General features: G+C 68.7%; 23 protein-coding genes. 11 read left to right on the top strand and 12 right to left on the bottom strand.

The window, feature by feature from the left end; genetic code table 11:
- The coding region (locus tag VMJ70_10960) for an HNH endonuclease (protein HTO91637.1) at positions 1–200 on the top strand (200 nt) is incomplete at its 5' end.
- 11 nt (positions 201–211) lie between these two features.
- Here VMJ70_10960 and VMJ70_10965 read toward each other — a convergent pair.
- From VMJ70_10965 to VMJ70_10995, 7 genes are all read right to left on the bottom strand, one after another.
- Complete coding sequence (locus VMJ70_10965; GenBank protein HTO91638.1) at positions 212–1,393, bottom strand: thiolase family protein; 1,182 nt, start codon at positions 1,391–1,393, stop codon at positions 212–214.
- On the bottom strand, positions 1,390–2,535 hold the full coding sequence (locus VMJ70_10970; protein ID HTO91639.1) for a VOC family protein: 1,146 nt from the start codon (positions 2,533–2,535) through the stop codon (positions 1,390–1,392). Before VMJ70_10970 ends, VMJ70_10965 begins: the two co-directional genes overlap by 4 nt.
- Positions 2,536–2,543: 8 nt before the next feature.
- The gene (locus VMJ70_10975) at positions 2,544–4,007 is read right to left on the bottom strand and encodes an aldehyde dehydrogenase family protein (protein HTO91640.1); all 1,464 of its coding nucleotides are present in this window, start codon (positions 4,005–4,007) and stop codon (positions 2,544–2,546) included.
- A 42-nt stretch (positions 4,008–4,049) separates the two neighbouring features.
- On the bottom strand, positions 4,050–4,568 hold the full coding sequence (locus VMJ70_10980; GenBank protein ID HTO91641.1) for a DinB family protein: 519 nt from the start codon (positions 4,566–4,568) through the stop codon (positions 4,050–4,052).
- Positions 4,569–4,582: 14 nt separating this feature from the next.
- Positions 4,583–5,158, bottom strand: a complete 576-nt coding sequence (locus VMJ70_10985; GenBank protein HTO91642.1) for a DinB family protein — start codon at positions 5,156–5,158, stop codon at positions 4,583–4,585.
- Between the two features lie 161 nt (positions 5,159–5,319).
- Positions 5,320–6,180 carry a 3-hydroxyacyl-CoA dehydrogenase NAD-binding domain-containing protein gene (locus VMJ70_10990; GenBank protein HTO91643.1) on the bottom strand — a complete coding sequence of 287 codons (861 nt, stop codon included), beginning with the start codon at positions 6,178–6,180 and terminating at the stop codon, positions 5,320–5,322.
- Positions 6,181–6,205: 25 nt separating this feature from the next.
- Positions 6,206–6,793, bottom strand: a complete 588-nt coding sequence (locus VMJ70_10995) for a biotin transporter BioY (protein HTO91644.1) — start codon at positions 6,791–6,793, stop codon at positions 6,206–6,208.
- Positions 6,794–6,937: 144 nt separating this feature from the next.
- On the opposite strand from VMJ70_10995, the gene VMJ70_11000 reads away from it, so the two are divergent.
- The 7 genes from VMJ70_11000 (at position 6,938) to VMJ70_11030 (ending at position 12,551) form a co-directional block, all read left to right on the top strand.
- Positions 6,938–8,782, top strand: coding sequence for an acyclic terpene utilization AtuA family protein (locus tag VMJ70_11000; protein HTO91645.1), 1,845 nt, complete (start codon positions 6,938–6,940; stop codon positions 8,780–8,782).
- A 132-nt stretch (positions 8,783–8,914) separates the two neighbouring features.
- The gene (locus VMJ70_11005) at positions 8,915–9,436 is read left to right on the top strand and encodes a DinB family protein (GenBank protein ID HTO91646.1); all 522 of its coding nucleotides are present in this window, start codon (positions 8,915–8,917) and stop codon (positions 9,434–9,436) included.
- Between the two features lie 140 nt (positions 9,437–9,576).
- A complete protein-coding gene (locus VMJ70_11010) occupies positions 9,577–10,446 on the top strand; it encodes an SPFH domain-containing protein (GenBank protein ID HTO91647.1) in 870 nt (289 codons plus the stop codon).
- Between the two features lie 21 nt (positions 10,447–10,467).
- Positions 10,468–10,656, top strand: coding sequence for a hypothetical protein (locus VMJ70_11015; GenBank protein ID HTO91648.1), 189 nt, complete (start codon positions 10,468–10,470; stop codon positions 10,654–10,656).
- On the top strand, positions 10,653–11,195 hold the full coding sequence (locus VMJ70_11020; protein ID HTO91649.1) for a hypothetical protein: 543 nt from the start codon (positions 10,653–10,655) through the stop codon (positions 11,193–11,195). Before VMJ70_11015 ends, VMJ70_11020 begins: the two co-directional genes overlap by 4 nt.
- A 219-nt stretch (positions 11,196–11,414) precedes the next feature.
- Complete coding sequence (locus tag VMJ70_11025; protein ID HTO91650.1) at positions 11,415–11,819, top strand: hypothetical protein; 405 nt, start codon at positions 11,415–11,417, stop codon at positions 11,817–11,819.
- A 261-nt stretch (positions 11,820–12,080) separates the two neighbouring features.
- On the top strand, positions 12,081–12,551 hold the full coding sequence (locus tag VMJ70_11030) for a hypothetical protein (protein ID HTO91651.1): 471 nt from the start codon (positions 12,081–12,083) through the stop codon (positions 12,549–12,551).
- A gap of 201 nt (positions 12,552–12,752) precedes the next feature.
- Here the strand turns inward: VMJ70_11030 and VMJ70_11035 are convergent, their stop codons facing one another.
- Both VMJ70_11035 and VMJ70_11040 read right to left on the bottom strand, forming a co-directional pair.
- A complete protein-coding gene (locus VMJ70_11035) occupies positions 12,753–14,219 on the bottom strand; it encodes an HD domain-containing phosphohydrolase (GenBank protein HTO91652.1) in 1,467 nt (488 codons plus the stop codon).
- On the bottom strand, positions 14,212–15,963 hold the full coding sequence (locus tag VMJ70_11040) for a HEAT repeat domain-containing protein (GenBank protein ID HTO91653.1): 1,752 nt from the start codon (positions 15,961–15,963) through the stop codon (positions 14,212–14,214). The genes VMJ70_11035 and VMJ70_11040 overlap by 8 nt, the downstream gene beginning before the upstream one ends.
- A 295-nt stretch (positions 15,964–16,258) precedes the next feature.
- On the opposite strand from VMJ70_11040, the gene VMJ70_11045 reads away from it, so the two are divergent.
- Complete coding sequence (locus VMJ70_11045; protein HTO91654.1) at positions 16,259–19,558, top strand: S41 family peptidase; 3,300 nt, start codon at positions 16,259–16,261, stop codon at positions 19,556–19,558.
- A gap of 51 nt (positions 19,559–19,609) precedes the next feature.
- Here the strand turns inward: VMJ70_11045 and VMJ70_11050 are convergent, their stop codons facing one another.
- The 3 genes from VMJ70_11050 to VMJ70_11060 all read right to left on the bottom strand — a co-directional run bounded on the left by VMJ70_11050 (position 19,610) and on the right by VMJ70_11060 (position 23,277).
- The gene (locus VMJ70_11050) at positions 19,610–20,494 is read right to left on the bottom strand and encodes a hypothetical protein (GenBank protein HTO91655.1); all 885 of its coding nucleotides are present in this window, start codon (positions 20,492–20,494) and stop codon (positions 19,610–19,612) included.
- Between the two features lie 8 nt (positions 20,495–20,502).
- Complete coding sequence (locus VMJ70_11055; protein HTO91656.1) at positions 20,503–20,754, bottom strand: hypothetical protein; 252 nt, start codon at positions 20,752–20,754, stop codon at positions 20,503–20,505.
- Positions 20,755–20,868: 114 nt separating this feature from the next.
- A complete protein-coding gene (locus VMJ70_11060; GenBank protein HTO91657.1) occupies positions 20,869–23,277 on the bottom strand; it encodes a PKD domain-containing protein in 2,409 nt (802 codons plus the stop codon).
- 95 nt (positions 23,278–23,372) lie between these two features.
- Here VMJ70_11060 and VMJ70_11065 point away from each other — a divergent pair, with 95 nt between their 5' ends.
- Together VMJ70_11065 and VMJ70_11070 are read left to right on the top strand one after the other, a co-directional pair.
- A complete protein-coding gene (locus tag VMJ70_11065; GenBank protein ID HTO91658.1) occupies positions 23,373–23,792 on the top strand; it encodes a DoxX family protein in 420 nt (139 codons plus the stop codon).
- 63 nt (positions 23,793–23,855) lie between these two features.
- Positions 23,856–25,360: hypothetical protein (locus VMJ70_11070; protein HTO91659.1), on the top strand; the 1,505-nt coding region annotated here is incomplete at its 3' end.

Genomic DNA, 25,360 nt, shown 5'->3' on the forward strand with positions numbered 1-25,360 from the left:
GGAAGCGCTGCGACGCGCGGCACGGGCTGGAGTTCGATCACGTGATTCCGGTGGCCCGCGGGGGTGAATCAACCGTGGCCAACGTGCGCCAGCTCTGCCGCGCCCACAATCAGTACGTGGCCGAACGGGAATTCGGCCAGGACTTCATGAATGGCAAACGACAGGCGGCCGCCGAGGCGCGGGCCGCCGGCACGCCGTGATCCGGCGTCGTCTAGACGCGCTCCACCAGCACCGCCATTCCCTGTCCGCCGCTGACGCAGAGCGTCGCGATGCCATAGCGGCCCTTCACGCGCTCGAGCTCGTGGAGAAGCGTCACCAGGATGCGCGTGCCGCTGCAGCCGGTGGGATGGCCGAGCGCGATGCCGCCGCCATTCACGTTGAGGCGCTCGCGGTCGAAGTGCAGATCCCGATCGCAGGCCAGCACCTGCGAAGCGAACGCCTCGTTCAGCTCGACGAGATCGACGTCCTCGAGCCTCAGCGATTGCTTCTCGAGAAGCTTTTTCACCGCGGGCACCGGGCCGATCCCCATCCGCGCCGGATCCACGCCCACGCTCACCGCGCCGAGCATCGCGGCCTGCGCGGTCACCCCATGCCGCCGCGCCGCCTCCTCGCTCATCACCAGGATCGCGGCCGCGCCGTCGGTGATCGCGGACGCATTGCCGGCGGTGATCGAGCCGGAGCTACTAAAAACCGGCCTAAGCTTCGCCATCTCGTCGAGCGAGGCGTCGGCGCGAAAATGCTCGTCGCGCTCGACCGTGACCGCCCGCTTTCCCTCGCCGACCGTGATCGGCACGACTTCGCGAGCGAATCGGCCCTCGTTCCACGCGCGGGCGGCGCGGCGATTGGACTCGAGCGCATAGCGATCCTGCTCCTCGCGCGAGATCCGGTATTCGATCGCCAGTGTCTCGCTGGTCTCTCCCATTAATAGATTACAAAGTGGGCAGAGATAGCCGTCGCGATACATCGCGTCGAGCAGCGGCTCGTCACCCAGCTTCTTCCCCCAGCGCACGTCCATCGCCAGAAAGGGAATGCTCGACATGTGCTCGGTGCCGGCCGCCAGCACCACCTGCGAATCGCCGAGCCGCACGCTCTGCGCGGCCGACACCGCCGCCTGCAGGCCCGAGGCGCACGCCTTGTTGATCGTGAACGCCGGGACCGAGTCGGCGAGGCCCGCGCGACGCCCCACCTGCCGGGCGAGGTTGGGGCCATTTCCAGCCTGGCGCGCGTGGCCGACGATCACCTCGTCGATCGCGCCCGCGGGTACTCCGGCGCGCTCGAGCGCCGCGGCGGCCATGCGACCGCCCAGCTCGGCGGCGGAAGAACCGGCCAGCCCGCCGCCGAAGTTGCCGATTGGCGTGCGCACGCCGCCGGCGAGAACGACGCGCCCGCTCACCGGCCGCGTCGCGGAGCGGCTCGCCGGCTCTTCGAGGCCGAACGCCGGGTGCGCGAAGCGTTCGCCGCAGCACGCTTCACCGGCTTGCGGCGGCTCGCGGCCGCGACCGCGCGCTTCTTGCGCTCGAGCGTGCGCCGCTCGGCCTCGCGCAGATGTCCGGAGGCCGGGCGCAATCTCACGCGCTCGGGATCGTTGGAGCGCAGGGGCTTCCGGCGCGTTCCCGCAGGACCCTCGCCGCGAACCGTCGCGGTCTTGCGGCGCGCCTTCGCCGCACCGGCGCCGTTCGTGCCCGCCGACTTCTTCGGCTTGTACGCCGGCTTGATCGCCACGCGGCTGGTCGCGCGCGCGGCCTTGCGCGCCGGGCTGCGCATCGCGGCCTGATGCGGCGAGTCGTCCTCGTAGGACTCCGCCAGGTCTTCCGGTGCCGGAGCGTGGCGCGGGCCGCTCTCGCGGAACAGCACCACGTTTCCATCCGGATCTTCGATCTCGGCGAAGCGACCATACCGCTGCTCGACCGGCCCGCCGCTGAAATCGAGGCCGCGGCCGATCAGCTCGTGGTGCAGCTCCTCCAGGCTCGGCGCCGCCAGCCCGACTACGATCGGCTGCGCGTTGTGGCGAAGCTCGTCGGTCGCGGAGACGCGCGGATGCAGCGTGAGCCGGGTCGCGCCGGTGTCGAACTCCGTCCACCAGGTGGACTGGACGAGCGGCCTGAGTCCGAATCGATCGCGATAGAAGGTGGTGGCCGTCACCATGTCGCCCACGTTCAGGATCAGCGAATTGAGCGTGGGTCCGGCGCCGGATGGCGCGGGCGTCGAAGGCTGCAGCAGCGAGATCAGGTTGCCGTCGCCATCGAAGTAGCTGGCGGCGCGACCGAGATCGAAGTTCTCGATCTCCTCGGGGTCGAGGCCCTGCTCGTGAAGCTCGGCCAGCGCCTCCTCGAGATCTTCGGTTTCGAAGCGCCCGATGATTCCCTGGCGCTTGGGATCGTCGACCCGGCGAAGGGCGAGCGAGGCGCCGGCGGTGTCGAAGGCGATCCAGCCCCGCGAGGTGGCGCGAGCCGGAAGCCCGAGCCCGCGTTCATAGAACTCCCGCATGTCGTCGAAGCGGTCGGTGAATATCGCTACGTAAATCAGCCTGCGCATGAAGGCAATTACTCCAAATTCATCCAGACGCTCTTCACCTGCGTCACGTCGCGCAACGAGTCGGGGCCGAGATCGCGCCCGAATCCGGATTGCTTGAAACCCCCGAAAGGCATGCCGGGATCATAGAAATTGTAGAGATTCACCCACACCGTGCCGGCGTTGATCCGCCGCGCCACCTGGTGGGCCTTCTTCACGTCGCGGGTCCACACGCCGGAAGCGAGCCCGAACTCCACGTCGTTGCCCTTCTGGACCGCGTCGTCGACGTCGTCGAACGCGATCACCGCCAGCACCGGGCCGAAGATCTCCTCCTGCGCGACACGCATGGAGTTCTCGACGTGGTCGAGCACCGTTGCCTGCACGAACGCGCCCTTGCCGTTCACCGGCTGGCGCTCTCCGCCGGCGACCAGCTTCGCGCCTTCCTGGACCCCGATCTTCACGTAGTCGAGCACGCGATTCATCTGCTTCGCGCTGACCAGCGAGCCCAGCCGCGTCTTGGGGTCGAGCGGATCGGCCGGCACCAGCTTCCTCGCGCGCTCGGTCAGCTTCGCCACGAACTCGTCGCGGATCGAGCGCTCGACCAGCACGCGGGAACCGGCGGCGCAGACTTCGCCCTTGCCGTAGAAGATGCCGGTGGTGGCGCCGCGCACCGCAGCCTCGAGATCGGCGTCGGCGAACACGATGTTGGGCGACTTGCCGCCCAGCTCGAGCGTGAGCTTCTTCACGCTCTCGGCGCCTTCCCGCATGATCAGCTTGCCGACCTCGGTCGACCCGGTGAACGAGATCTTGTCCACGCCCGCATGCCGCACCAGCGCCATGCCGACCACGCTGCCCGGACCGGGCACCACGTTGAGCACGCCCGGCGGCAGGCCGGCCTCGAGCGCCAGCTGGCCGATGCGGATCGCGGTGAGCGGCGTTTCGGCGGCCGGCTTCAGCACCACGCAGTTGCCGGCGGCCAGCGCGGGCGCGCACTTCCACCCCACCATGATCATCGGGAAGTTCCACGGAATGATCGCGCCGATCACGCCGATCGGTTCGCGCAGCGTGTAGGTGAACCAGCTCGGGCTCACCGGAATGGTGTCACCGTAGAGCTTGGTGGCCCAGCCGGCGAAGTAGTGGAAGCAGCTCGCCACCATCGGCACGTCGATCTGGCGCGATTCGAAGATCGGCTTGCCGTTGTCGAGCGTTTCGAGCCGCGCGATCTCGTCGGCGTGCTCGAGGATCAGATCGCCGAGCTTCCACAGGATGCGCTGGCGTTCCGCCGGCCGCATGCGCGGCCAGGGTCCGCTCTCGAACGCCGCGCGGGCGGCGCGCACCGCGCGCTCGACATCCTCGATGCCGGCTTCCGCCACGGTGGTGATCACTTCCTCCGTGGCGGGATTGGTGGTGGTGAAGGTGCGGCCGGAGGCGGCGTCCACCGCTTCGCCGTTGATGATCAGTCGCGCGGGGGCCACCGGCGCGAGCGTGTCGGTCATGATTTTTTTCTCCAGAGAATCAAAGGCCTAAGACAGTCAAACCTAAATCTTATTCGCGGCGCGCCAGCGCCGAATCGCGGCCGCGTGATGGCGATCGTGCGCGTGCAGCGCTTCCATCATCCAGCCAAATGGATGCTCCGGTTGCCAGATCGTGGACGGCTCCTCGGGAACCGTGGCCAGCCGTTCCTGCAGCTCGCGGCGCGTGGCGTCGAGCAGCCCCAGCGCCTGCTCCCAACTGTGCGAGCGCAGCTCGCCGACTTCGCGCGCGTTGAGCTGCGCGTACTCCGGCGCCTCGTGGCCGCGCCAGCTCGGCTGCGCGCCGCTGATCGCCGCCTCCATCTCGCGCACCCGGGCGCGATCGCGCGCCACCAGATGGAGCACGGTCTCGCGCGCGTTCCACTTCCCCTGCCCCATCGGCCGTTCCGCGTCGCGTGGGGTGAGGCCGGCGATCGCGTCGAGCAGCTCGGCGCGCGCCGTGGCCAGCGCCGAGATCACTCGCGCGCGCGTCCAGGGCTCGGCGGCGGGCTCACCGGCGGCGCGTGCGGCGATGTCGGACGGCATGGAAACCTCCTCGATCAGGTGTGGGACGCGGTCTCGCTGGGCGTTCCGCCGGCGCGCGCCTGCTTGAGGCGCCCGGCGTGGTGACGATCGTGCTTCGAGAGAATGCGCACCAGCCAGCCGAGCGGATGTTCGGAAGTCCAGATCTCGGCCGGCTCCTCGGGCAGCGACTGAAGAGCCTCGATCAGCGCCTCGCGCGCCTGCTGCAACATCCGCTTCGCCGTTTCCCAGTCGTGTCCGGCGAGCTCGCGCTGCGACGATTCGTTCTCGGCCAGGATGTCGTCCATGGTGTGGGGCGGCCGGATCCCACGCTGATAGGTCTTTTCCACCCAGGGCAGCATCTCACGATCCCAGTAGTAGACGTGGAGCACGACCTGGCGGGGCGACCACTTGCCGTCGGCGATCGGGACCTCGGCCGAGGCGGCGGTCATGCCCTGGACGGCCGCCGAAAGCTCGACCCGTGCGCGCACCAGATCGAACAGGGCGAGATCCTTGGCGGTGGCCGTGGCGAGAGCGCCGGCGAATGGTTTCGCGGCCGGGCGCTTGCGCGCGCCCGCGCGTGCTTTCGCGGCGCGCGGCTTCGAGCGCCTCACGAGTTTGAGGGCGGGCTTCTTCTTCGGGGCGCGCTTCCCGCCCGGCCGTCTCGCAACCGGTCGCTTCGCGGCGGACTTCCTGGCCGCCGATCTCCTCGCGGCTGCTTGCTTCGAAGCGGATTTTCGGGCGGGCCGCTTCCCGGACGGCTTCTTCGCCGGGCTCATGACGCGCCCTCGTACTCGTAGACTCCGCGGCCCACCTTGCGCCCGAGCCGGCCTGCCGCCACGTACTGCTCCATGAGCGGGCAGGGACGGAATTTCTCGCCCAGGCTCCGGTGCAGGAATCTGAGAATCGCGAGGCGCGTGTCGAGGCCCACCAGATCCACCAGCTCGAACGGCCCCATCGGATGGTTGAGACCGAGCTTGAGAGCCTTGTCGATGTCGCGCGCCGAGGCCACGCCTTCCTGCAGCATGTAGAAGGCCTCGTTGCCGATCATGGCGTTGATGCGACTGGTCACGAACCCCGGAGACTCGCGCACCACTACGCACTCCTTCTGCATCGCCGCGCCGACTTCACAGGCGACGGCGAGGGTCTGGTCGCTGGTCTCGAGCGCGCGGACGATCTCGAGGAGCTTCATTCGCGGCACCGGATTGAAGAAGTGCATGCCGATCACGTGCCCGGGCCGGCGGGTGGCGGCGGCCATCTCGGTGATCGAGAGCGACGAGGTGTTGGAGGCGAGGATCGCCTGCGGCGGCGCCGTGCGATCGAGCTGAGCGAACAGCTGCACCTTGAGCTCGATGTTCTCGGGCGCCGCCTCGATCACCAGATCGGCGCGACCCACCGCCTCGGCGAGTGCGCGCACCGTCTCGAGATTCTTCTGTGCGGCCGCGGCCGCCGGTCCTTCGACCTTGCCGATCGCCACGCCCTTCTCGAGATTGGCGGAGATGTCGGCCGTCGCACGCTCGAGCTGCGCTCCGTCGGGATCCTGCAGCAACGTGCGGAAGCCCCCGAGTGCCGACACGTAGGCGATGCCGCGACCCATGATGCCGGCACCCAGCACGGCGATGGTTCGCACGCTCACCGCCCCGCCAACAACTCCGCTCGTGCTAGCCAAGCAGGCCGCCGTGACGCGCACCGCGCCACGCGGCCGGAAGGGCGAGCGCGGCGAGCGCGGCCTTGATCGCGTCCCCGGGCAGGAAGGGCAGCACGCCGGCGATCGCCACCTGCGACGCGGGCACGAAGCGCGAGAACCAGGAGGCGCCAAGCGCGAAGATGACCGAGCTGCCGATCAGCATGGCGAGAAACGTCGAGAGGAATCGGCGATCCCAGCCGCGCGACGCGAGCCAGCCGGTGAGTGCGGCGGCGAACGGGAAGGCGATGAGATAGCCGGCGGTCGGGCCCGCGAACACGATCGGGCCGCCGCTTAATCCGGCGAACACCGGCAGCCCGAGCGCTCCTTCCATGAGATAGAGCGCCTGCGCCAGGAATCCCCGGCGCGGGCCGAGCAGAGCGCCGCTCAACAGCACGGCAAAGGTCTGTCCCGTGATCGGAACCGGCGTCCAGGAGACGGGAATCGCGATTTGCGCGGCGAGCGCGGTGAGGATGCTCGCGACAACCACCAGCAGCGTGTTTTCGAGCGCGCCGGCTCCCGGCCACGCGACATCGGCGAGCGTGATGGTGCGAGTGCTGGACATGGCAACCTCGATCGGAGAGCCCGCGGCCGGAAGCGCGTGAGCCCGAGCCGTGAGGCGGCAGGACCCATCGACAGCCGCGTGGACCGGCGAAACTAGCACGCGATTGCGGGTCCGGCAACCTCGCTATGCTAGGTTTCCGGCGCCATGGCCGACAGCATTCGCATCGCCAACGCGGGTGGTTACTGGGGAGACGATCTCCGCCAGTTTCGGCGCCAGGTCGAGCTCGGTCCCGTCGATTACGTGACGCTCGATTTCCTTGCCGAGATCACCATGTCGATCATGCAAAAGCAGCGCGCGCGCGATCCGCGCGCCGGCTACGCGCGTGACTTCGTGGCGCAGGTGCGCGAGACGCTGCCGCTGCTGCTCGAACGCGGCGTGCGCGCGATCTCGAATGCCGGCGGCGTGAACCCGCTCGCCTGTCGTGGCGCGCTGCTCGAGATGGCGCAGCTCGAAGGAAAGTCGCTCGACGTCGCCGCCGTGGTCGGCGACGATCTGATGGAGCGACTCGGCGAGCTGAACGCACTGGGCGTCTCGCTCGACGACATGGACACCGGTGCGAGGTTCTCCTCGATTCGCGATCGCGTGTCGTCGGCCAACGCTTACTTCGGCGCCTGGCCGGTGGTCGAAGCCCTGCGCGCCGGTGCGCAAGTCGTGGTCACCGGGCGCTGCACCGACACCGGCATCACCCTCGCGCCGATGATCCACGCCTTCGGCTGGGCGCCGGACGACTGGGACCGGCTGGCCGCCGGGATCGTCGCCGGCCACATCGTAGAGTGCGGGGCCCAGAGCACCGGCGGCAATTTCACCGACTGGCGGACGATCCCACGCCTGGCCGACATCGGCTATCCGCTGCTCGAGGTGTTCGCCGACGGTTCGTTCATCGTCACCAAGCACGCCGGCACCGGCGGTCGCGTGACGAAGCGCACCGTGAAGGAGCAGCTGGTCTACGAAATGGGAGATCCGCGCGCCTACATCACGCCCGACGTGGTCGCGGATTTCGGCACGATTCGGCTCGAACAGGTCGGGCGCGACCGCGTGCGCGTATGGGGAGTCCGCGGGCGGCCGGCGCCGTCGATGCTCAAGGTGAGCGCCTCGTACTTCGACGGCTGGAAGGCGAGCGGCACGCTGATCCTGTGCGGGCCCGAGGCCGCCGCCAAGGCGCGCGCGTTCGCCGAGCTGTTCTGGAAGCGCCTCGACCTCCGCTTCGCCGCGACCCACACCGAGCTGGTCGGACTCTCGTCGTGCTGGGGCCCGCTGTCGCCGGCCACCGAGGCGCCGGAAATCCTGCTGCGGCTCTCGGTGCGCGATCCCGATCGCGAGAGGGTCGAGCAGTTCTCGAAGATGGTGCCGGCCGTGATTCTCTCCGGGCCGCCGGGCGTGGCGGTCACGGGCGGCCGGCCGCAGGCGCAGGAAGTGGTGGCGTACTGGCCGGCGCTGGTGCCGCGCGATCACGTCAAGGCGCGGCTGGTCACGCGTGACGGCGAGCGCACGCTCGACTGGCCGACGCCGCTGCTGCCGCCGCAGCGACCGGCGCCACTGCGCGGCGAATCGTGGCCGCGCGCGCGGGGAGATCGCAAGCTCGTGAAGACACCGCTCTCGGCGCTCGCGCACGCGCGCAGCGGTGACAAGGGCGACACTGCGAACATCGGCCTGATCGCGAGAGCGCCCGAGATCTATCCGTGGCTGCGGAGCACCCTCACCGCCGCGGTGGTCAAACGGCGCTTCAAGGGCATCTGCCTGGGGCGCGTGGAACGCCACGAGGTCCCGAACCTCGGGGCGCTCAATTTCCTGCTCCACGAATCGCTCGGCGGCGGCGGCACGGTCTCGTTGCGCCTCGATGCCCAGGGCAAGACCTTGTCGCACGCACTGCTCGCCATGGAAGTGACGGCGCCGCGCGCGTTGCTCGACGCCGCGAAGCGCGGCGATGCGGCCGACGGCTCGCGGGCGAAGGCGGCCGGCGCCGCGAAGCAGCGGCGCGGCCGGCGCTGAGGCCCGCCCTTCCTCCCGCGCCACCCCCAGACTCTTGCGCATGCTCGCTCGGCCCTCGATACTCATCGCATCCCGAGCGACGCCCGCGGCGGAACGTTGCCGCGGTCACCGCTATTCGCAGGAGGAAGTGCCATGATGACGAAGTCGAATCTGGACATGATCTGGGACCACATCCGGATCCTCAACGGCATCGCCGTCCGCTGTGTCGCGAACCTGCCCGCCGACAAGCTCGACGCGCATCCGATTCCAAGGATGCGCACGCCGAAGGAGCTGGTGGTCCACATGTACACGAGCTCGATGCGCTCGATGATGGAAGGGCTGCTGAGCGGCAACTACCAGGAGTACGACGAGAAATCCGCGTGCGAACGCATCCAGACCAAGGACGATCTGCTTCGTTTCTGTGACGAGAGCTGGAAGGCCAGCGACCGCGCCGAGCGTGCGGCCACCGACGCGCATCTCGCGGGAGAGGTGAAGACTCCCTGGGGCCACGCGATGCCGGGGCCGATGTGCGTTCAAGTGGTGCGCGACGAGCTTCTGCACCATCGCGGGCAGCTCTACGCCTACCTGCGCGCGCTCGGGCAGGAGGTTCCCGACATGTACGACTACGCCAACAACGCGCCGGAATTCCGCCGCCGGGAGCCCGCGCAGGCGTAACCCCCGCTGGAATCATCGCAGTCCCGAGGCCCGGGCCCATTCGCCCGGGCCTCGGCTTTTCCCCCCGGACTTCGCCCGAATCCTCCTGGCTCGCGTGACATCAGAATGATATCATAATGACATCAACGAGGAGGGGCCAGATGATTCGCGAAAAAGAAGTGAGCGCCCGGTCGGGCGGATTCATGTTCCTGGTGGTGCTGGCGCTGTTCTTCGGCTCGATCTGGGGGATCATTCACAATGCGTCGCACGGCTCGCCCCCGGGCGTGATCCTCTCGGTACTGGGGGTGGCGGTCGCGGTGCTGGGAGTGTTCGGACTCACGGTGGTCAATCCCAACCAGTCCCAGGTGGTTCAGCTGTTCGGCAGCTACAGCGGCACGCTTCACCAGCCCGGCTTCTGGTGGGTGAATCCTTTCACCACGCGGCGCAGGATCTCGGTGCGCGTCCGCAACTTCGAGAGCGCCAAGCTCAAGGTGAACGACCACGATGGCAATCCCATCGAGATCGCGGCGGTGGTGGTGTGGCGGGTGGTGGACACCGCCGAGGCGCTGTTCGAGGTCGACAATTACGAGAACTTCGTCAAGGTCCAGACCGAGGCGGCGGTGCGCAATCTCGCCTCGACGCATCCGTACGACGCGCACGGCGATGGCCAGATGTCGCTACGCAGCAACATCCAGGAGGTGGCCGAGGACCTCAAGAAGGAGATCCAGGCCCGCCTCACCAAGGCCGGCGTGGAAGTGATCGAGGCGCGCATCAGCCACCTCGCCTACGCGCCCGAAATCGCCAGCGCCATGCTGCAGCGCCAGCAGGCGAGCGCGATCGTGGCGGCGCGCACCAAGATCGTCGAGGGCGCGGTGGGCATGGTCGAGATGGCGCTCGCGGAGCTGTCGCAGCGCCACGTCGTCGAGCTCGACGGCGAGCGGCGAGCGGCGATGGTGAGCAATCTGCTGGTGGTGCTGTGCAGCGATCGCCACGCTCAGCCGGTCGTCAACGCCGGCACCATCTATCAATAGGCCGGCCGGAGCGAGGCGCAGGTGGCGGACCGGAAGCCCTTCCTGCTGAGGCTGGACCCCGCGGTGCTCGAAGCCCTGCAGCGCTGGGCCAACGATGATCTGCGGAGTCTCAACGGACAGATCGAATTCCTGTTGCGGCGCGCGCTCGCCGACACCGGACGCGCGCCGCGTACTCCCGGCGAAAAATTGCAACGAAAGCCACGCTCATGATCTCCGACGATTCGCAGAATCCCTCGCCCGCCGACTTCGCCGCCGTGGACTGGCGTCGGGTCGATACCCTCCAGTGGACGCAGCCGCGTCGGTTCGTGCGGCGCTGGGAGTTGAACGACGGCGATCAGCCGGTTGCCGCACTTCGCTGGCGCGGGCCGTGGCGGCCGGGCTTCGACGCGGTGACGCGCGGCGGGGCGTGGCAAATCGACAGGAGTTTCTGGCTCGGACTGGACCTCCGACGGCCGGGAGAAGAAGAGCCCGAGATCCGCGTGCGCGCCAGCTGGCTCGGCCGAGCGCGAATCGAGCGATCCCAGGGCGAGGCCGTCCGCTGGCGGAGGGACGGCTGGGGCTTCAGCCGGCGCCGCATCGAGACGGCCGAAGGAACTCCGCTGATCCATTTCCAGATGGACCCCGGGTTCTTCCGCCACGACGGCCAGATCGCGATCGAGTCGGAAGCGCGCTCGCTCCCCGATCTCGAGCCCCTCATTCTGGTGGGCTGGGGGCTGCTGGTCTCGGCTCACCGCCAGCACGCGCACTAGGGGCCGGCGGGCGCTCCAGCTGGGTCCTCCGCCGAGTTTGGCGGTGTCAAACCCGAGCCGCGGCTCCCCCCTTTTCCAGCCGCGCTCGCATCACAAGTTGCATTCGACCCACCTGTCCTCCAGAGCGACCGCGATTCGCGGTCGCCGGAGCCAATCGGTCGGAGTGAAGCGACCGGGCCTCTCGGTGCCAGTACTCCCGGCTGTCGGAAGGAAGGAAACATGTCTCGTAGGACGGTTCTCGCGCTCCCGGTCGCGGTGGGCTTGATCGCCTTCGCGCTCTTTGCGCAATCCGGCTGCTCCAAGAGCAGCCCGACTTCGCCATACGGCGGCGGCGGAGGCGGTGGCGGCGGTGGTGGCGGCACGGTGGAGCCATTCTCCTCGGGGAATTTCACCTCGAGCAATGCGCAAGGGTTCGTGCATACCTTCACCAACACCGGCAGCTTCGGCTACACCTGCACAATCCACAACATGCCCGGCACGATCAACGTCGCGGCCAGCGGGCCGGACTCGGTGACGGTCGACATCGTCAACTTCGCCTTCTCGCCGAATCCCGCGTCGGTGAAGACCGGAGGCTACGTGCACTGGATCAACACCGTGGCCACCGCGCACAACGTGACGCGATAGATCGCGCGACGACTTCCCCGGCGGCCGGCGTTCGCACGACGAGCGCCGGCCGCTTTGCGTGGGCTTGAAGATAACGCTCCTCCACTCCGCGACGCTGTCGCGCGCACGCCACATCCCCGACCCGGAAATACCACGCAATTCCCGGACATTTCCGCGGAAATCGCGGCCCTGCCGAAGGTTCGCGAATCGGCCTGCCGGTGGCACGCGGACTGCTCAAGTGATCCCACGAACCCTGTCGCCCGCAGTCACGAGGAGGACGCCATGAAGACCCTGAACGAACATCGCCGCGTGATCTCGACGCTGATGATGAGTCTGGTCGCGGCCACACTTCTCGCGCAGACCGCGAGTGCGGGCAACGCGTGGGGACACTCGAAGCGCTGGAAGCCCGGCCCGCCGGCGCGCGAGATCGGCTGGGTCGCACCGCCCGCGCCCGTGTACGTGGTGCATCACTCCGACGCCGGCCCGATCTTCGCCGGACTGGTGGGCGGGCTGATCCTCGGCGCGGCGCTCGCCAACGCACACCCGGCGGTGCACGTCCAGTATTCGTACTGGGATCCGTACTGCCAGGAGAGCTTCTCGTCGCTCGCGGCCTACGACGCGCACTTGCGATACCACCATCATCCGCAGTTCGTGCGCGTGATCGACGCGTCGAATGGACGCTGCGTGCGGGAGCTGAGCTGGAGCGATCGCGGCTGGCAGCCGTGCGAGCACAGCGGCGAGTGGCACGACTAGACGTCTTCGCTGTGTGAGTCCCACCTGGCGCGGCTGGAACCGGGGAGCGTCCAGGGCTGCGCGGGTGGGCTCACCAAATCACGGCGGGCGGTGTCCAGCGACATCGCCCGCTCGTGCTTTGGGCCCGAAGACGTCGGCAGGGCCCGAGGGTCGCCGTCGTCCCACTCCTGCCGACCTCTACGGAGCCGTGGCGTTGCGGCGCTACGCCGCCAGCAGCTCGTTGGTCTTGTGAGTGTGCTCTTCGGGGCGCAGGACGCGCGCCACGCGCTCGCTCGGCGCCATCGGGTCCCAGAACTCGGGCGCGTCCTCGGCCGGCGCGCTGCCGTCCGGGCGGACGATGACGCGGCAGTGCGGGCGCACCAGGTCGTTCGGATTCGGGCTGACCGCGATCACCACGCAGCGTGACTCGGTGAGCAACACCGAGCCCGGCGGATAGAGCCCGGTGGTGCGGGCCAGCGCCCACAGCACCGCCGGATCGAATCCCACTCGCGCGGGGCCGAACAGATACTGCAGAGCCTCGAACGCGGTGCGCGGGCGCTTGGCGTAGACGCGGTGCGCGGTCATCGCGTCGAAACAGTCGGCCACCGCGACGATGCGCGACATGGTGGACTGGCCCCATTCCGCCTGCACGTCGGGATAACCCGTGCGATCGAAGTTCATGTGGTGTTCGAGGCAAACCCGCATCGTGTCTACCATCAGCGTGGACAACCCCGGCATGCGGATCATCGACTTGACGCCTTCGATCGGATGCCGGCGCATCATCATCCATTCCTCGGCCGAGAGCGCCGCCGGCTTGCGGAGCACGTCGCCGGGCACCGCGATCTTGCCGAGGTCGTGCATCAGGCCCGCGACCCCGAGATCGGCCAGCGCCTGGCGCGGAAGTCCGAGCGCTTGCCCCATGCTCACCGACAGGATGCTCACGTTCACACAATGCGCGTAGGTGTATTCGTCGTGATCCTTGAGGGCGGTGAGGCCGACGATCGAATACTCGTGGTTCATGATGCCGTCCACGATCGGCTGGACCAGGCGTTTCGCGTGGCGGAGGTCGGGGCGCCCGGTCTGCATGGTGCGCACCACGATCTTCTTGGTGCCCAGCACCGCGCGCCAGAACACGCGCCGCGCGCGGCCACGCTCGGCCTCGGGCGTCTTCTCCCTGCTCTCCTCGAGGCTGCGCGTCAGCTCGTCGTCCTCCAGCTCGAGCGCCGGCACCGGCACGATGTGCTCAATGCTGGCCTCGCGAACCGCCTCGACCAGCCGCTCGGAAATCGCGGGATCGTCGGCCGCCAGGAAGAGCTGGAAGAATCGCTCGAATTCCGCAGGCGTCGCGCCCTGGAGCACGCGCACGCCGCCGAGCGAGCGGCGCTCGAACTCCTGCATCAGCCCGTGATAGACGGTGAGCAGCGAGGCCTGCGCCTTGATACGCACGCCATTGAGATAGAAGTAGTCGGCCACCGCCACCAGCGCGACTTCGTCCTCGTGCTCGAGGATGCGGCTGAAGACCGAGATGCAATCGTGGAGCTGTTTCTGGAACGCCTGGTTCGCGATGTCGTAGGTGCGGCCGGTGCGCAGCAACGCCGACAGGCGCACCAGCAGCGACGGGCCGTGTTGCAGGGCGTCGTTTTCGTCGTCGCCCGAAAGGACCGGCGGGTTCGTGATCGGGTCAGCCACGGGCGTGGAATCCCGCCAGCGCCTCTTCGCAGGCCTTGCGAAGTGGCAGGCGTTTGGAGGTGATGCCGCGCTCGAGGATCAGCCGGGCCGCCGGCGTGCCGACGCGCGCGATGGCGCGCGCGATCGCCTGGCGGTGGACCTCCTGGTTGCGCGAGAACCAGTTGCCCTTGTGCAGCTCGGCCTCGAGCTCGGGCAGATTGGGATTGTCGGCGGCGGCACCGAGGCACGTGTAGATGGCGCGCTTTTCCTCGGCCGGGCGCGCGTCGAAGTCCTCGGCTTGCATGATGCGCATGACCACGCGCGCAACGCCGGTGTCGCGCGCAACCGAGAGCTGGTGCAGCGCCGCGAGCAGCAGGCGCGAATCCGCGCCGTCGATCATGCGCAGCAGCAGCGGCCGCGCGAGCCGCGGATCCACCTGGCCGAGCGCCGCCACCACCTCCTGCTTCACGCGCGGATCGGGATTGCGCAAGGCGGACTGAAGCAGTCCGACGATCGCCGGCGACCCGATCCAGCCCAGGATGTGAACGACGTTGCGCACCACGAACCAGCGCGGGTCGGCGATCCAGGGCGCGAGCCGCTCGGGATTGTCCTTGCAGCGCTCGGCGATCGCCTCCGCCAGCAACCGCCGAACCAGCCGGTTCTGGCTCTCGGCCAGCACGTGGTTGAAGACGTCCACGGCCGGCGGGCCGAATTCCGAGGCGAACGCCACGAATTCCGCCCCGGAAGCCTCGTGGGCGTCGAGCCGCTCGACCAGATTCGTCACCGAGATCGGCTGCAGCAGGTCCTGCACGAAGCGTTCGGGCGCCCACTCGTTGTTGGGACACTCCCGCAGCATCAGCAGCGCGGCGCGCGCCTCGAGCCAGTTGCCCTGCGCCACCGCCTGGCGCAGCAGGCGCGGCAGGAAGCGTCCCATCTCGAGGCGGTCATCGGCGTTCGCGCCGGCCGCCAGATACGCCTGGCTGATGGCGATCGACGCGGTGAGAATCGGCACCTGATGCTCGGCCTGGTATTCGTGCTGGAAGCGCTGGGTCTCCTGCTTGGAGAGCGCCTCGAGCTCCTCGAATCCCGCCTCGATCTCGACGGTCTCGTCGCCGGCTGTCCAGTCGTCGGAGCGGTCCTCGCGCGAGCCGTTCTCCACGGTCTCGACGGTCGCCGCTTCGGCCGGAGCGGCATTGGGATCTTCGGCCGGCGGCGCCGGCCAGGGCAGCAGCGGCGCCTCCTCCTCCTGCGCCGGAGCGTCGGGCCCCGTGCCCACGTCGCCTTCGGTGGGCACGAAATCGATCTCGATGTGCTGGAGCTGCGCTTCCCACAGCAGCGTGACCAGGTCATCTTCGGCCTGGGTCTGCGAGGTGACATGCATCACCGCGTCGAGCAGCGTGTCGACCTCGCTCGCCTGGAGGCCGGGTTGGAGCGTCAGGCCACGAACGCCGTCGCGGAAGAATGCCAGCGCCAGATTGTCGTCGCGCGATTTCGCCGGATAGAGCGACACCTCCTCGCACAGAACGTCCTCGGAGCTGAATCGCAGCCGCATCGGACCGTGCTCATCGAGCACGCGCGCGGCGGCGGCCGCCAGCTCGGATCGGAAGCGTACGACGGTCGGATTGTTCGCGTCGTACAGCCGGCAGGTCTTGAGCGTGCGCGCGAACTGGTTGATCCACACACCGGCGGCGCGTGCGGTCGCTTCCTGCTCGGGCGTGAGCGCGGCAGGCGGGTCCGCGCTCCGGGCGCGGACAGTCTCGTTCATCGTCGAAGTACTCCGGTTCTTCGAGCCTGGCTGGTGCGGGAAGGAGTCGCGGAGGTTATCGGCGGCGCCCGAGCCCGCCTTGAGCCGCATCGGGGCCTGGCCGATCCGGCAACTCAAAGCCAGAACACGAGCTAGTGGTCGTGGCGCGCGAGGAGCGCCGGGGCTCGCGCCTGCCCCGCGGCGCATACGGAAGCCGGTTTGCCGCGCCGGGAAGCGCGAGCCTTGACCCGTCCCCAGTTCCCTGCAAACACTGGGCGGTTCTCCGTCTCCCCGCCGATTTGGAGGTTCCCCGAAGATGCCTACGCGCTCGTTCCGCTGGTCGCTGTTCGCGGCGTTCGCCGCCTCGCTGTTCCTTTCGCTTCCCGCTCTCGCTCTCGATGAGTGCCGGCTGTTGCGGCAACCCGATGTTCAGGGTGACAACATCGTGTTCGTCTACGGCGGCGATCTGTGGACGGTCGCACGTTCGGGCGGCGTCGCCAGCCGGCTCACCAGCTCGGAAGGCGTCGAGCAGTTCCCGAAATTTTCTCCGGACGGCAAGACCATCGCCTTCACCGGGGAGTACGACGGCAACGTCGACGCGTACACCATTCCCACCACCGGCGGCGAGCCGACGCGGCTCACCTGGCATCCCGGCGCCGATCAGGTGGCGGAGTGGTATCCGGACGGCAAGAGCATCCTGATCCGCTCGGCGCGCGCGTCGTCGATCCAGCGCTATACGCGCTTCTTCAAGGTGCCGGCGAGCGGCGGGTTCGAGGAGATGCTGAAGCTCCCGACCGCGGGCTATTGCTCGCTGTCGCCCGACGCGCAACAGATCGCGTTCGTCTCGCCCTCGTACGACAACCGCACCTGGAAGCGCTACCGAGGCGGGAATGCGCCCAACATCTGGGTCTACGACTTCGCCAAGAACATGTCCGAGAACATCACCGCCGACTGGGACGGCCCCGACGAGTGGCCGATGTGGTACCAGAACACGATCTACTACTGCAGTGATCGCGGCGGCCGGACCGCCAACCTCTGGGCCTACGATCTCGGCACCAAGCAGCAGCGCCAGGTCACGCACTTCGAGGACTACGACGTGAAATGGCCGAGCATCGGCAGCGACGCGATCGTGTTCGAGAATGGCGGCTACCTGTGGGTCATGGACCTGCCGAGCGAGAAGGCCAGCAGGATCCAGGTGCTAGTGCCCGACGACAAGCCGGCGACGCGTGCCGAGCTGCGCAACGTGTCGAAGTGGATCAACGGCGCCGATCTTTCGCCATCGGGCAAGCGCGCCGTGTTCGAGGCGCGCGGCGACCTGTTCACGGTGCCCGCCGAGAACGGCGACCCGCGCGATCTCACCAACACGCCGGGCGCGCGCGAACGGGATCCCGCCTGGTCGCCGGACGGCAAGTGGGTGGCATGCCTGTCGGACGCGAGCGGCGAGTACGAGATCTGGGTCTATCCCTCGGACGGCAAGGGCGCCGGGCGCCAGGTGACCAGGGGCGGGAACACGTTCCGCTATGCGCCGGTGTGGTCGCCGGATTCCAAGAAAATCGCGTTCTCGGACAAGACCAAGCGTCTCTGGTACTGCGACGTGGCGAGCGGGGCGATCACCGAGGTGGACATGTCGCCGGTGAACGAGATCAACGACTATCAGTGGTCGAGCGATTCCAGGTGGCTCACCTACTCGCGCACCGAGATGAACAACTTCAATCGCGTCATGCTTTATTCGCTCGACTCGAAGAAGGCGACGGCGGTCTCGGACGGGATGACCGACGACTTCGATCCCAGCCTCGATCCGGGCGGCAGGTACCTGTATTTCGTCTCGCGCCGCACCGTGCATCCGCAGTTCGGCCAGTTCGAGTTCGACTTCCAGTTCCGCGCCACCGACAAGATCTACGCGGTGACGCTCCGCGACACGTTGCAGTCGCCGGTGAGGCCGAAGAGCGACGAGGAGGAGGGCAGCGCGGCCGAGGAGTCGAAGGACAAGGGCGGCGACAAGGACAAGGGTGGCAAGAAAGAGGCGAAGGGCACCGGCAAGTCTGAAACCGTGCTCAAGGTCGATCTCGATGGGCTGGGCCAGCGTTGCGCGGTGCTGCCGATCGAGCCGAGTCGCTACGCGAATCTCATCGCGCTCGATGGCAAGCTGCTCTACGTCGAGCTGGAGGAACCGGATCCCGATGCCTCCGGGCCCGGCAAGGGCACGCTCCACTACTTCGACCTCGACAAGCGCGAAGACAAGACCGTGCTCTCTGGCATCGATCGCGGCTACTCGACCACCCGGGACGGTGGCAAGGTGCTCTACCACGCCGACGACACCTGGGGCGTCGTAGACGTCGGCGAGAACAAGAAGGTCGGCGACGGGAAGCTGAATACCGGTTCGCTGATGGCGGTGGTGGATCCTCGCCAGGAGTGGATGCAGATGTTCAACGAGGCCTGGCGGCTCGAGCGCGACTTCTACTACGACCCGGCGATGGGTGGGCTCGACTGGAAGGCGATCGGCGAGCGCTATCGCCAGCTGGTTCCCTATGCCGCGCATCGCTCGGATCTCAACTACATCCTGGGCGAGCTGATCGGCGAGCTCTCGACCTCGCACACCTACGTCGGCGGCGGCGACTTCCCCGACGTGCCGAAGACCGGCGTCGGCCTGCTCGGCGCAGACTACGAGGTGGACGCGGCGAGCGGCGCCTATCGGTTCAAGACCATCTATCGGGACCGGGACTGGAACACCAAGATCCCCGCGCCGCTCGGCGAGCCCGGCATCGGCGTCAAGGAAGGCGACTACCTGCTGAGCGTGAACGGCCAGCCGATTCGCGCGCCGCGCAATCTCTACGCGGCATTCGCCGGAACGGTGGATCAGGACACGCGCATCGCGGTGGGCAAGACGCCGAACGACCCCAGGCCGCGCACCTACGTCGTGCGCCCGATCGCGAACGAGGCGAGCCTTCGCTACACCGCCTGGGTCGAGGGCAATCGCGAGAAGGTCGAGAAGGCCTCGCACGGCCGGCTCGCCTACATCCACGTGCCCAACACCGCGACCGCCGGCATCCAGGAGTTCACCAAGCAGTACTACCCGCAGGTGGATCGCGACGGCATCATCGTCGACGAGCGCTTCAACGGCGGCGGGTTCATTCCCGACTTCTTCGTCGAGCGCCTGTGGCGCACCACCTGGAGCTACTGGTCGAACCGCGATGGCACCGGATTCCGCACGCCGTCCACCGCGATCGACGGGCCGAAGTGCATCCTGATCAACGAGTACGCGGGTTCGGGAGGCGACGCATTCCCCTACTACTTCCGGCTGCAGAAGCTCGGTCCCGTGATCGGCAAGCGCACCTGGGGCGGACTGGTGGGCATCAGCCACGATCTACCGCTGATGGATGGCGGCAGCGTCACCATGCCGGACTTCGGGATCTACAACACCCAGGGTGAATGGACGGTCGAGAACCACGGCATCGATCCCGACATCGAGGTCGAGAACGCGCCGCACCTGATGGTGCAGGGGCGCGATCCGCAACTCGAGCGCGCCATCCAGTACTGCCTCGACGAGCTGACCAAGAATCCCGTCAAGCGGCCGGAGCGGCCGAAGTACAAGGTTCAGCCGGGGCTCGGGAAGTAGCTCGGAAGCGCAAGCGGCTCAGACTGCGCCCGCGATCCCGCGGGCGCAGCTTCATTCTCCACCCAGCAGCGCCAGCGCTCCGCCCACGTCGAGCGCGAGCCCGACGCGCAGCGACGCGCTGTCGGGGCCCGGGCGGCCGTCGGTGTCGAGCATCAGCTCGAGGAAGCCGCGCAGCGGCCGGCGGCCATCGCCCGCCGGAGTCGCGGCGGTCGCGGGCGTCGGTTTTGCTCCGGGCGGCGTGGGCGGCGGCGCGACTCGTGGGGCGGGGCCGATCCCCACGAACAGCGAGGTGCGGGCGCTCCAGCGCTTGGCGGCGGCATCCGGCCCGAAGACGTCGTTGTGGCCGTAACCGACGTCCATTTCGGAGCCATCGAATACGCCGCCCACGCGCCGGAATCCCATGTGCACCGCGGACGTCTGCAGGAAGCTCTCGCCGCTGCTGGCGGCGATCACCACGCCACCTTCGTAGCGCAGGCGGAACTCGGCGCCGCGTGATTTGTCGACGATGCCGAGCGGCACGGTGACGCCGATGCCGCCCACGATGTCGAGCATGATCGAGCGCGCGGGCAGTCCCGAGACCGGCGGAGTTCCCACGCCCGGCACGTAGACGCGATCGAGCGCGGTGGCGCGCGTGAACACCCACAGCGACGGCGGCTGCGGCTTCATCGGCATGTCCATCACGCGAAAATCGCAATCGAGCTGCCCGAGCACCGACTGCGTCACCGACAGCCCGAGGCTGTCGGCCTGCGGCGACTGGAAGCGCTCGGCCTGGCGGCCGAAACGGAAATCGAGATGGATGCGATCCTCGGCGGCCCGCGCGCGGGGCGCGAGGCCGAAGATCAGCGCGAGCGCCAGACCCAGCCCTGGGCCCAGGCGCGGGAACCCACGCCGGCATCCGTGCATGCGGGGGTTTTCGGCCGATCCGGCCGGGTCCATGAGCCCGGCTATCGGGGCAGGGAATCAACCTCAGCGTTCATCTGACTGGCGGACGCCGCGGCGCGATCCGACTCCTGGAGCGCCCGCGCCACCACGGGTGCCCCCACCAGCTTGGACGCCCCGATCAGGCTGTCGCGTTCCCGCTCGGACAGCTCGCGCGTCATGGTGTCGTGCCTGGCGCAGCCCAGCACCACCATCGCGAACATCGCGAGCGCGACCAGCGCACACAGGACCACGGTCTGTCGGTTGGATTCGTTCATGAGCGTTCCTCCCAGCGAGCCGGCGGGGCGCCGGCGCGCGCTCGTGCCCGAGCGTGGCGAGCGCATGCGCGTCCCGGCCGCGACCGGGGTATCGGCAGTTTGCGAGCGCCGGCTTTAGCGGAGCAGCACGGTGCGGAGCACCAGGGCCCCGTCCCGCACCGAGAGCCTCAGGAAGTAGATCCCGGGCGGTAGCGGCCGCCCGTCCGCCCCTCGGCCATCCCATTCCACCTGCTGCGGGCCCGCGGCCGAGAACCCGTCGAGCAGCGTGCGAACGCGCACTCCGTTCACGTCGTAGACCTCGAGTCGCACGCACGACGGCTCGGTCAGCGAGAACTGCACCGTGCTCGCGCCGCGAGAAGGATTCGGCATGCTTCGAAGCCCCGACGCCGGCGGCCCGCCGGAGACCGCGGATGATGGTCCGAGCGCGTGGACCGAGACGCTGGCGCGCGCCACCGAACCGTCGTCGTCGGTCACGCTCAGCAGCGCCGTGTAGCTCCCGGCGCTCGCGTACGTATACGTGGGGCTTCGATCAGCGCTGTGGCCGCCATCGCCGAAGTCCCAGTGGTAGCCGACCACCACTCCGCGCGCGTTTGCGGCTCCGCCGCTGAAGCGAATGGTTAGCGGCGCGTTCCCGACCCAGCAGTCGGTGCCGGCGCTCGCGGTCAGCGGCTGATCCGCCGGCCGCGGTCCGTAGGCGGGCACCGGCTGCCCGGTTTCGTAGCAGCCCAGGTCGGGTGCCGCGCCGCCGAAGCCCTCGTCGATGTTGGCCAGCGGCACGCCGCGGTCGACCGGCGCGCTCCCGGGCGCCAGGCGCAGATCGTTGTCGTTCGGCCCGTACGGCGCGCCGTATCCATTGGTGTAATCCCACTCGGGATGATGCGGCAGCGTGGCGCTCACGAAGTCCGAGATCGACATCTCGATTCCGTGTGGCTCGTTGCCAGTGCCCGCATAGAAAGCCGGCAGATTCGCATAGCTGGTGCCCGAGAAGCGGATCAGCGTGGTGTAGTCGTTGACGCGATCGTAGCCATCGAAGTCGAAGTTCGCTCCCGGGTAGGTGTAGTTGGCCTGGAACGTCGGCGTGTTCGGGCGCGCGCCGAGGAGCAGATTGTTTCGAAACGTCCCGTGGTGCCAGATGCCCGACTCGTACCAGCCGTTGCGATTGCTCACGCTGGTGTTGTGGAAGACCAGGAACCCGCTGGTCTCCTGCGTCCAGCCGTAGGAGGTCTCCTGATGGAATTTGTAGGGCTCGATGCGGGTGTTGTAGATCTCGTTGAACAGCACGTAACCGGGGCCGCCGAAGGCGGGCTGGAAGCTCACCGCCGAACCGGTGTTGAGCAGGCGATTGCGGAAGACCCGCACGTTCTGCTGTACCGCGTCGGCTTGCACCCCGTCGTCGCTGGCCCGATCCACGAAGTTTTCGTAGATGTCCACGTTGCTGGTGGTGGTCGCCGGCACCGCGGTTCCGGTCACCGGGATCGAGATCCCATCCCACGCCTCGATGACCGTGTTGTGGCAGACCACGTGCCCGGTGCCCTCGATCAGGATCCCGTAGCCGCCGGTGCCGTAGGTGCCGGTGCGGCCGATCGTCGCCCACTGCCCGCTCATCTGCACGACGTTGTTGGCGATGAACAGGTCACGGCTATAGGCGGCGCGAATCCCTTCGACGTAGAGCAGCTGGTTGATCGGCTGGATCGTGCAGCCGCGGATCACCACCCCGGTCGATGAGTCGGCGTTCACCGGACGGAGACAATTCACCAGGCTCAGATTCTCGAGGAACACGTAGCGCCGGCCGACCAGGCTGACGCAATGGGAGCTCGAGGTGGTTCCGCCGTCGCCATCGAGCACGACGGTGGTGCTGCTCGCCCCGCGATAGACGATCGGGTTGTCGGGTGCGCCATCGCGCGTGGCGCTGAACTTGCCGTGGAAGGTGCCGGGTTGAACCAGGAAGAGATCGCCGGGGCGCGCGGCGGCGTCGGCGGCCGCCAGTCCGCGGAAGGGATCGGCCTGCGTGCCGCTCCCGCCGCCCGAGCCAGGAATCACGTAGAGCGTTCGCAACGACGTCGCCTCGGGCGCGCCACGCGTGCTGAAGGCGACCACGCGCTGGTCCGAGCCTCCATCGGGATCGCTCAGCGTCAGTCGCGCTTCGTACGCGGTCGCCGGAGTCAGCGAGAAGAGGCTTCCGGCCAGCAGATTCCCGGGATCCTCGCCGTGCGTCCAGAGCCCGTGCTCGACGCGCAGCAGCGGCTGCGCCGGCTTCCAGAGGCCCTCACCCGCGCGCCGGTATTCGAGCGTCACGGCGCAATTGCCATTGTCGTCGCCGTCGATCCGCCACTCGAATCCGGCCGAGTTCAGCGTGGAATAGGCGGTGAGAGCGAGCGGCGTCGTCGCGTTGACGAGGACTTCGGCAGCGATCGGGCTTGCTCGCGCCGCGATCCATGCAGCACACGAGAGCGCGACCATGGTCGCGAAATTGATGCCGAGGCGGGGCCCCTCGCGTCTGTCACGCCACCCAGCGGGCTTCATCGGGCACCCGGGGACCAGTGTACGCCCGCATCGACGTCGGGCCCAAGTCGGGCGCCAGTTGCCCCCGCGCGCGCCTTCGCGCATATTGCCGCGCCATGCCCGGCTCGAATTCCTCACCGGCGGCGTCGTTCGGACTCCTGCTCCTCCGGGTGGGCGCCGGCGGGATGCTGGCCGTCAACCACGGCTGGACCAAGCTGATGCATTTCTCCCAGCTCGCGCCCAAGTGGGCCGATCCGCTGCACATCGGCCACGACCGGAGCCTGATGCTGACCATCTTCGCCGAGGTCGGCTGCGCGGCGTTGGTGGCGCTGGGCTTTGCCACGCGTTTCGCCGCCGCGATCCTGGTGTTCATGTTCGGCATGATCGTGCTGGTGGTGCTGCGAGGGCATCCGTTCTCGGATCGCGAACTGGCAATCGTCTACGCGTTGCCGTTCCTGTGTCTGGTGTTCACGGGCGGCGGCGGCTACGCGCTGGACGCGAACTACGGCCCCAAGGTGAAGTTCGGCGGCAAGTAGCTCGATCGGCGGCGGCGTGGCGCCACCGCGCCCGCGCCGCGCCCTCTGCTACGCTCCGCGCCCATGCGTTTCGCGGCGCTGCTGCTGGCCCTGGCCTCGGCGCTCACGCTGTTCACCGGCCTCGATCGCGTCGGCTATCTCGACCAGCGCGAGGCCCGCGACGCCTGCATCGCCGGCGAGCAGCGGCTCTCGAGCGACCCGCTGACGCCGCACTACGACCGCCAGCCGTTCTTCGACCGGCCGCTGCTGGGCCTGCTGCCCGAGCTGCTGGGACATGGCCACGGGAGCGCGAATCCGCTTCCGTCACGCCTGATTCGCGCGGCGCTGGCACTGGCGCTGGTGCTGCTCACCTGGCGGATCGGCGCGCAACAATTCGGCGAACGCGCCGGGCTCGCTTCGGGGCTGGTGCTCGCCACCTGCATGGGGCTGCCGATGGCGGCGCGCGCCGACGGCGCGCAATTGCTGGCGTCGCTCGCCGCGTGGCTCGCGCTCTCGGTGTTTGCGCGCGCGGTGTTCTCGGAGCGCCGCGAGCCGTTCATCCCGCTCGCGCTCGCCCATCTTTCCCTGGGCGTCGCGCTGCTCACCGGCGGTCCGCTGCCGGCGCTGTGGCCAATCGCCGGCGTCGCGCTCTACGCGCGGCTGGCCGGGCGGCCGAAAGCACTCGCCGCGATTCGCCCGCTCGCGGCGCTGGCGATCGCCTCGGGCCTCGCGCTGCCGTGGTACGCCACCATGGCGATGCGGCACGGAGCGGCGTTCGGCGCGCGCGTGATGTGGATGCCCTACGGCCAGGGAAATCCGGGCCCGTGGTACGCCGGCATCGTGTTCGCGGTTTCGTTCCTGGTGCTGGGCGGCTTCCCGTGGAGCGCGCTGCTGCCCGCGGCGTTCGCCCACGCCGCGATGCGCTGGCGGGCCGTGCGGTTCGCTTCGCGCGTCGGGCAGCGACCGGATTCGCCGTTCACGCCGCAGGATCTCGAGCTCCTGGCGCGCGAAGAGCGCGAGGAACGCATTGCGCACTTCCTGATCGCCGGGCTGGTGGCGGCGCTCGCTCCGCTCGCGTTCTATCCGTCGCCGCCGATGTCGGCGGCGCTCCCCGCTTTGCCGGCGATCGCGCTGCTGTGCGGGCGCTTCGTGGACCACCTGTTCGAGGATCCGGCGCGCCTGCAGGCGCCGTTCGCGCGCGCCACGCTGATGCTGGGGCTCACCGCCACCGTGACCGCGGTGGCGCTGTCGATGGCGGGCACCAGCATCAATTCGCTGTTTCCCGCGATCCGCTGGCTCGCGCCATTCGCGCTGGTGTCGGGCTGGGCGCCGTTCTTGGCGCATTTCTTCCTGCGCCGGCCGCGCTGGGGCGCGGCGCTGATGGCGATGCCGGTGCTGGTCGGCGCGCCGCTGGTTTCGTGGCGGCTGCTGCCCGAGCTCGAGGACTTCCTGAGCACGCGCTCGGTCGCCGAAGCCATGAACGTGGCGTCGCCGCCCGACGCGACGCTGGCGCTGCTCGAGTCGGCGCCGCCGACGCTTCGGCTCTATCTGGAGCGGCGCACGCTGCAGGTGCGGGCGCCCGAGCAGGC

Source organism: Candidatus Sulfotelmatobacter sp. (genome assembly GCA_035498555.1).
Lineage (GTDB): Bacteria > Eisenbacteria > RBG-16-71-46 > RBG-16-71-46 > RBG-16-71-46 > DATKAB01.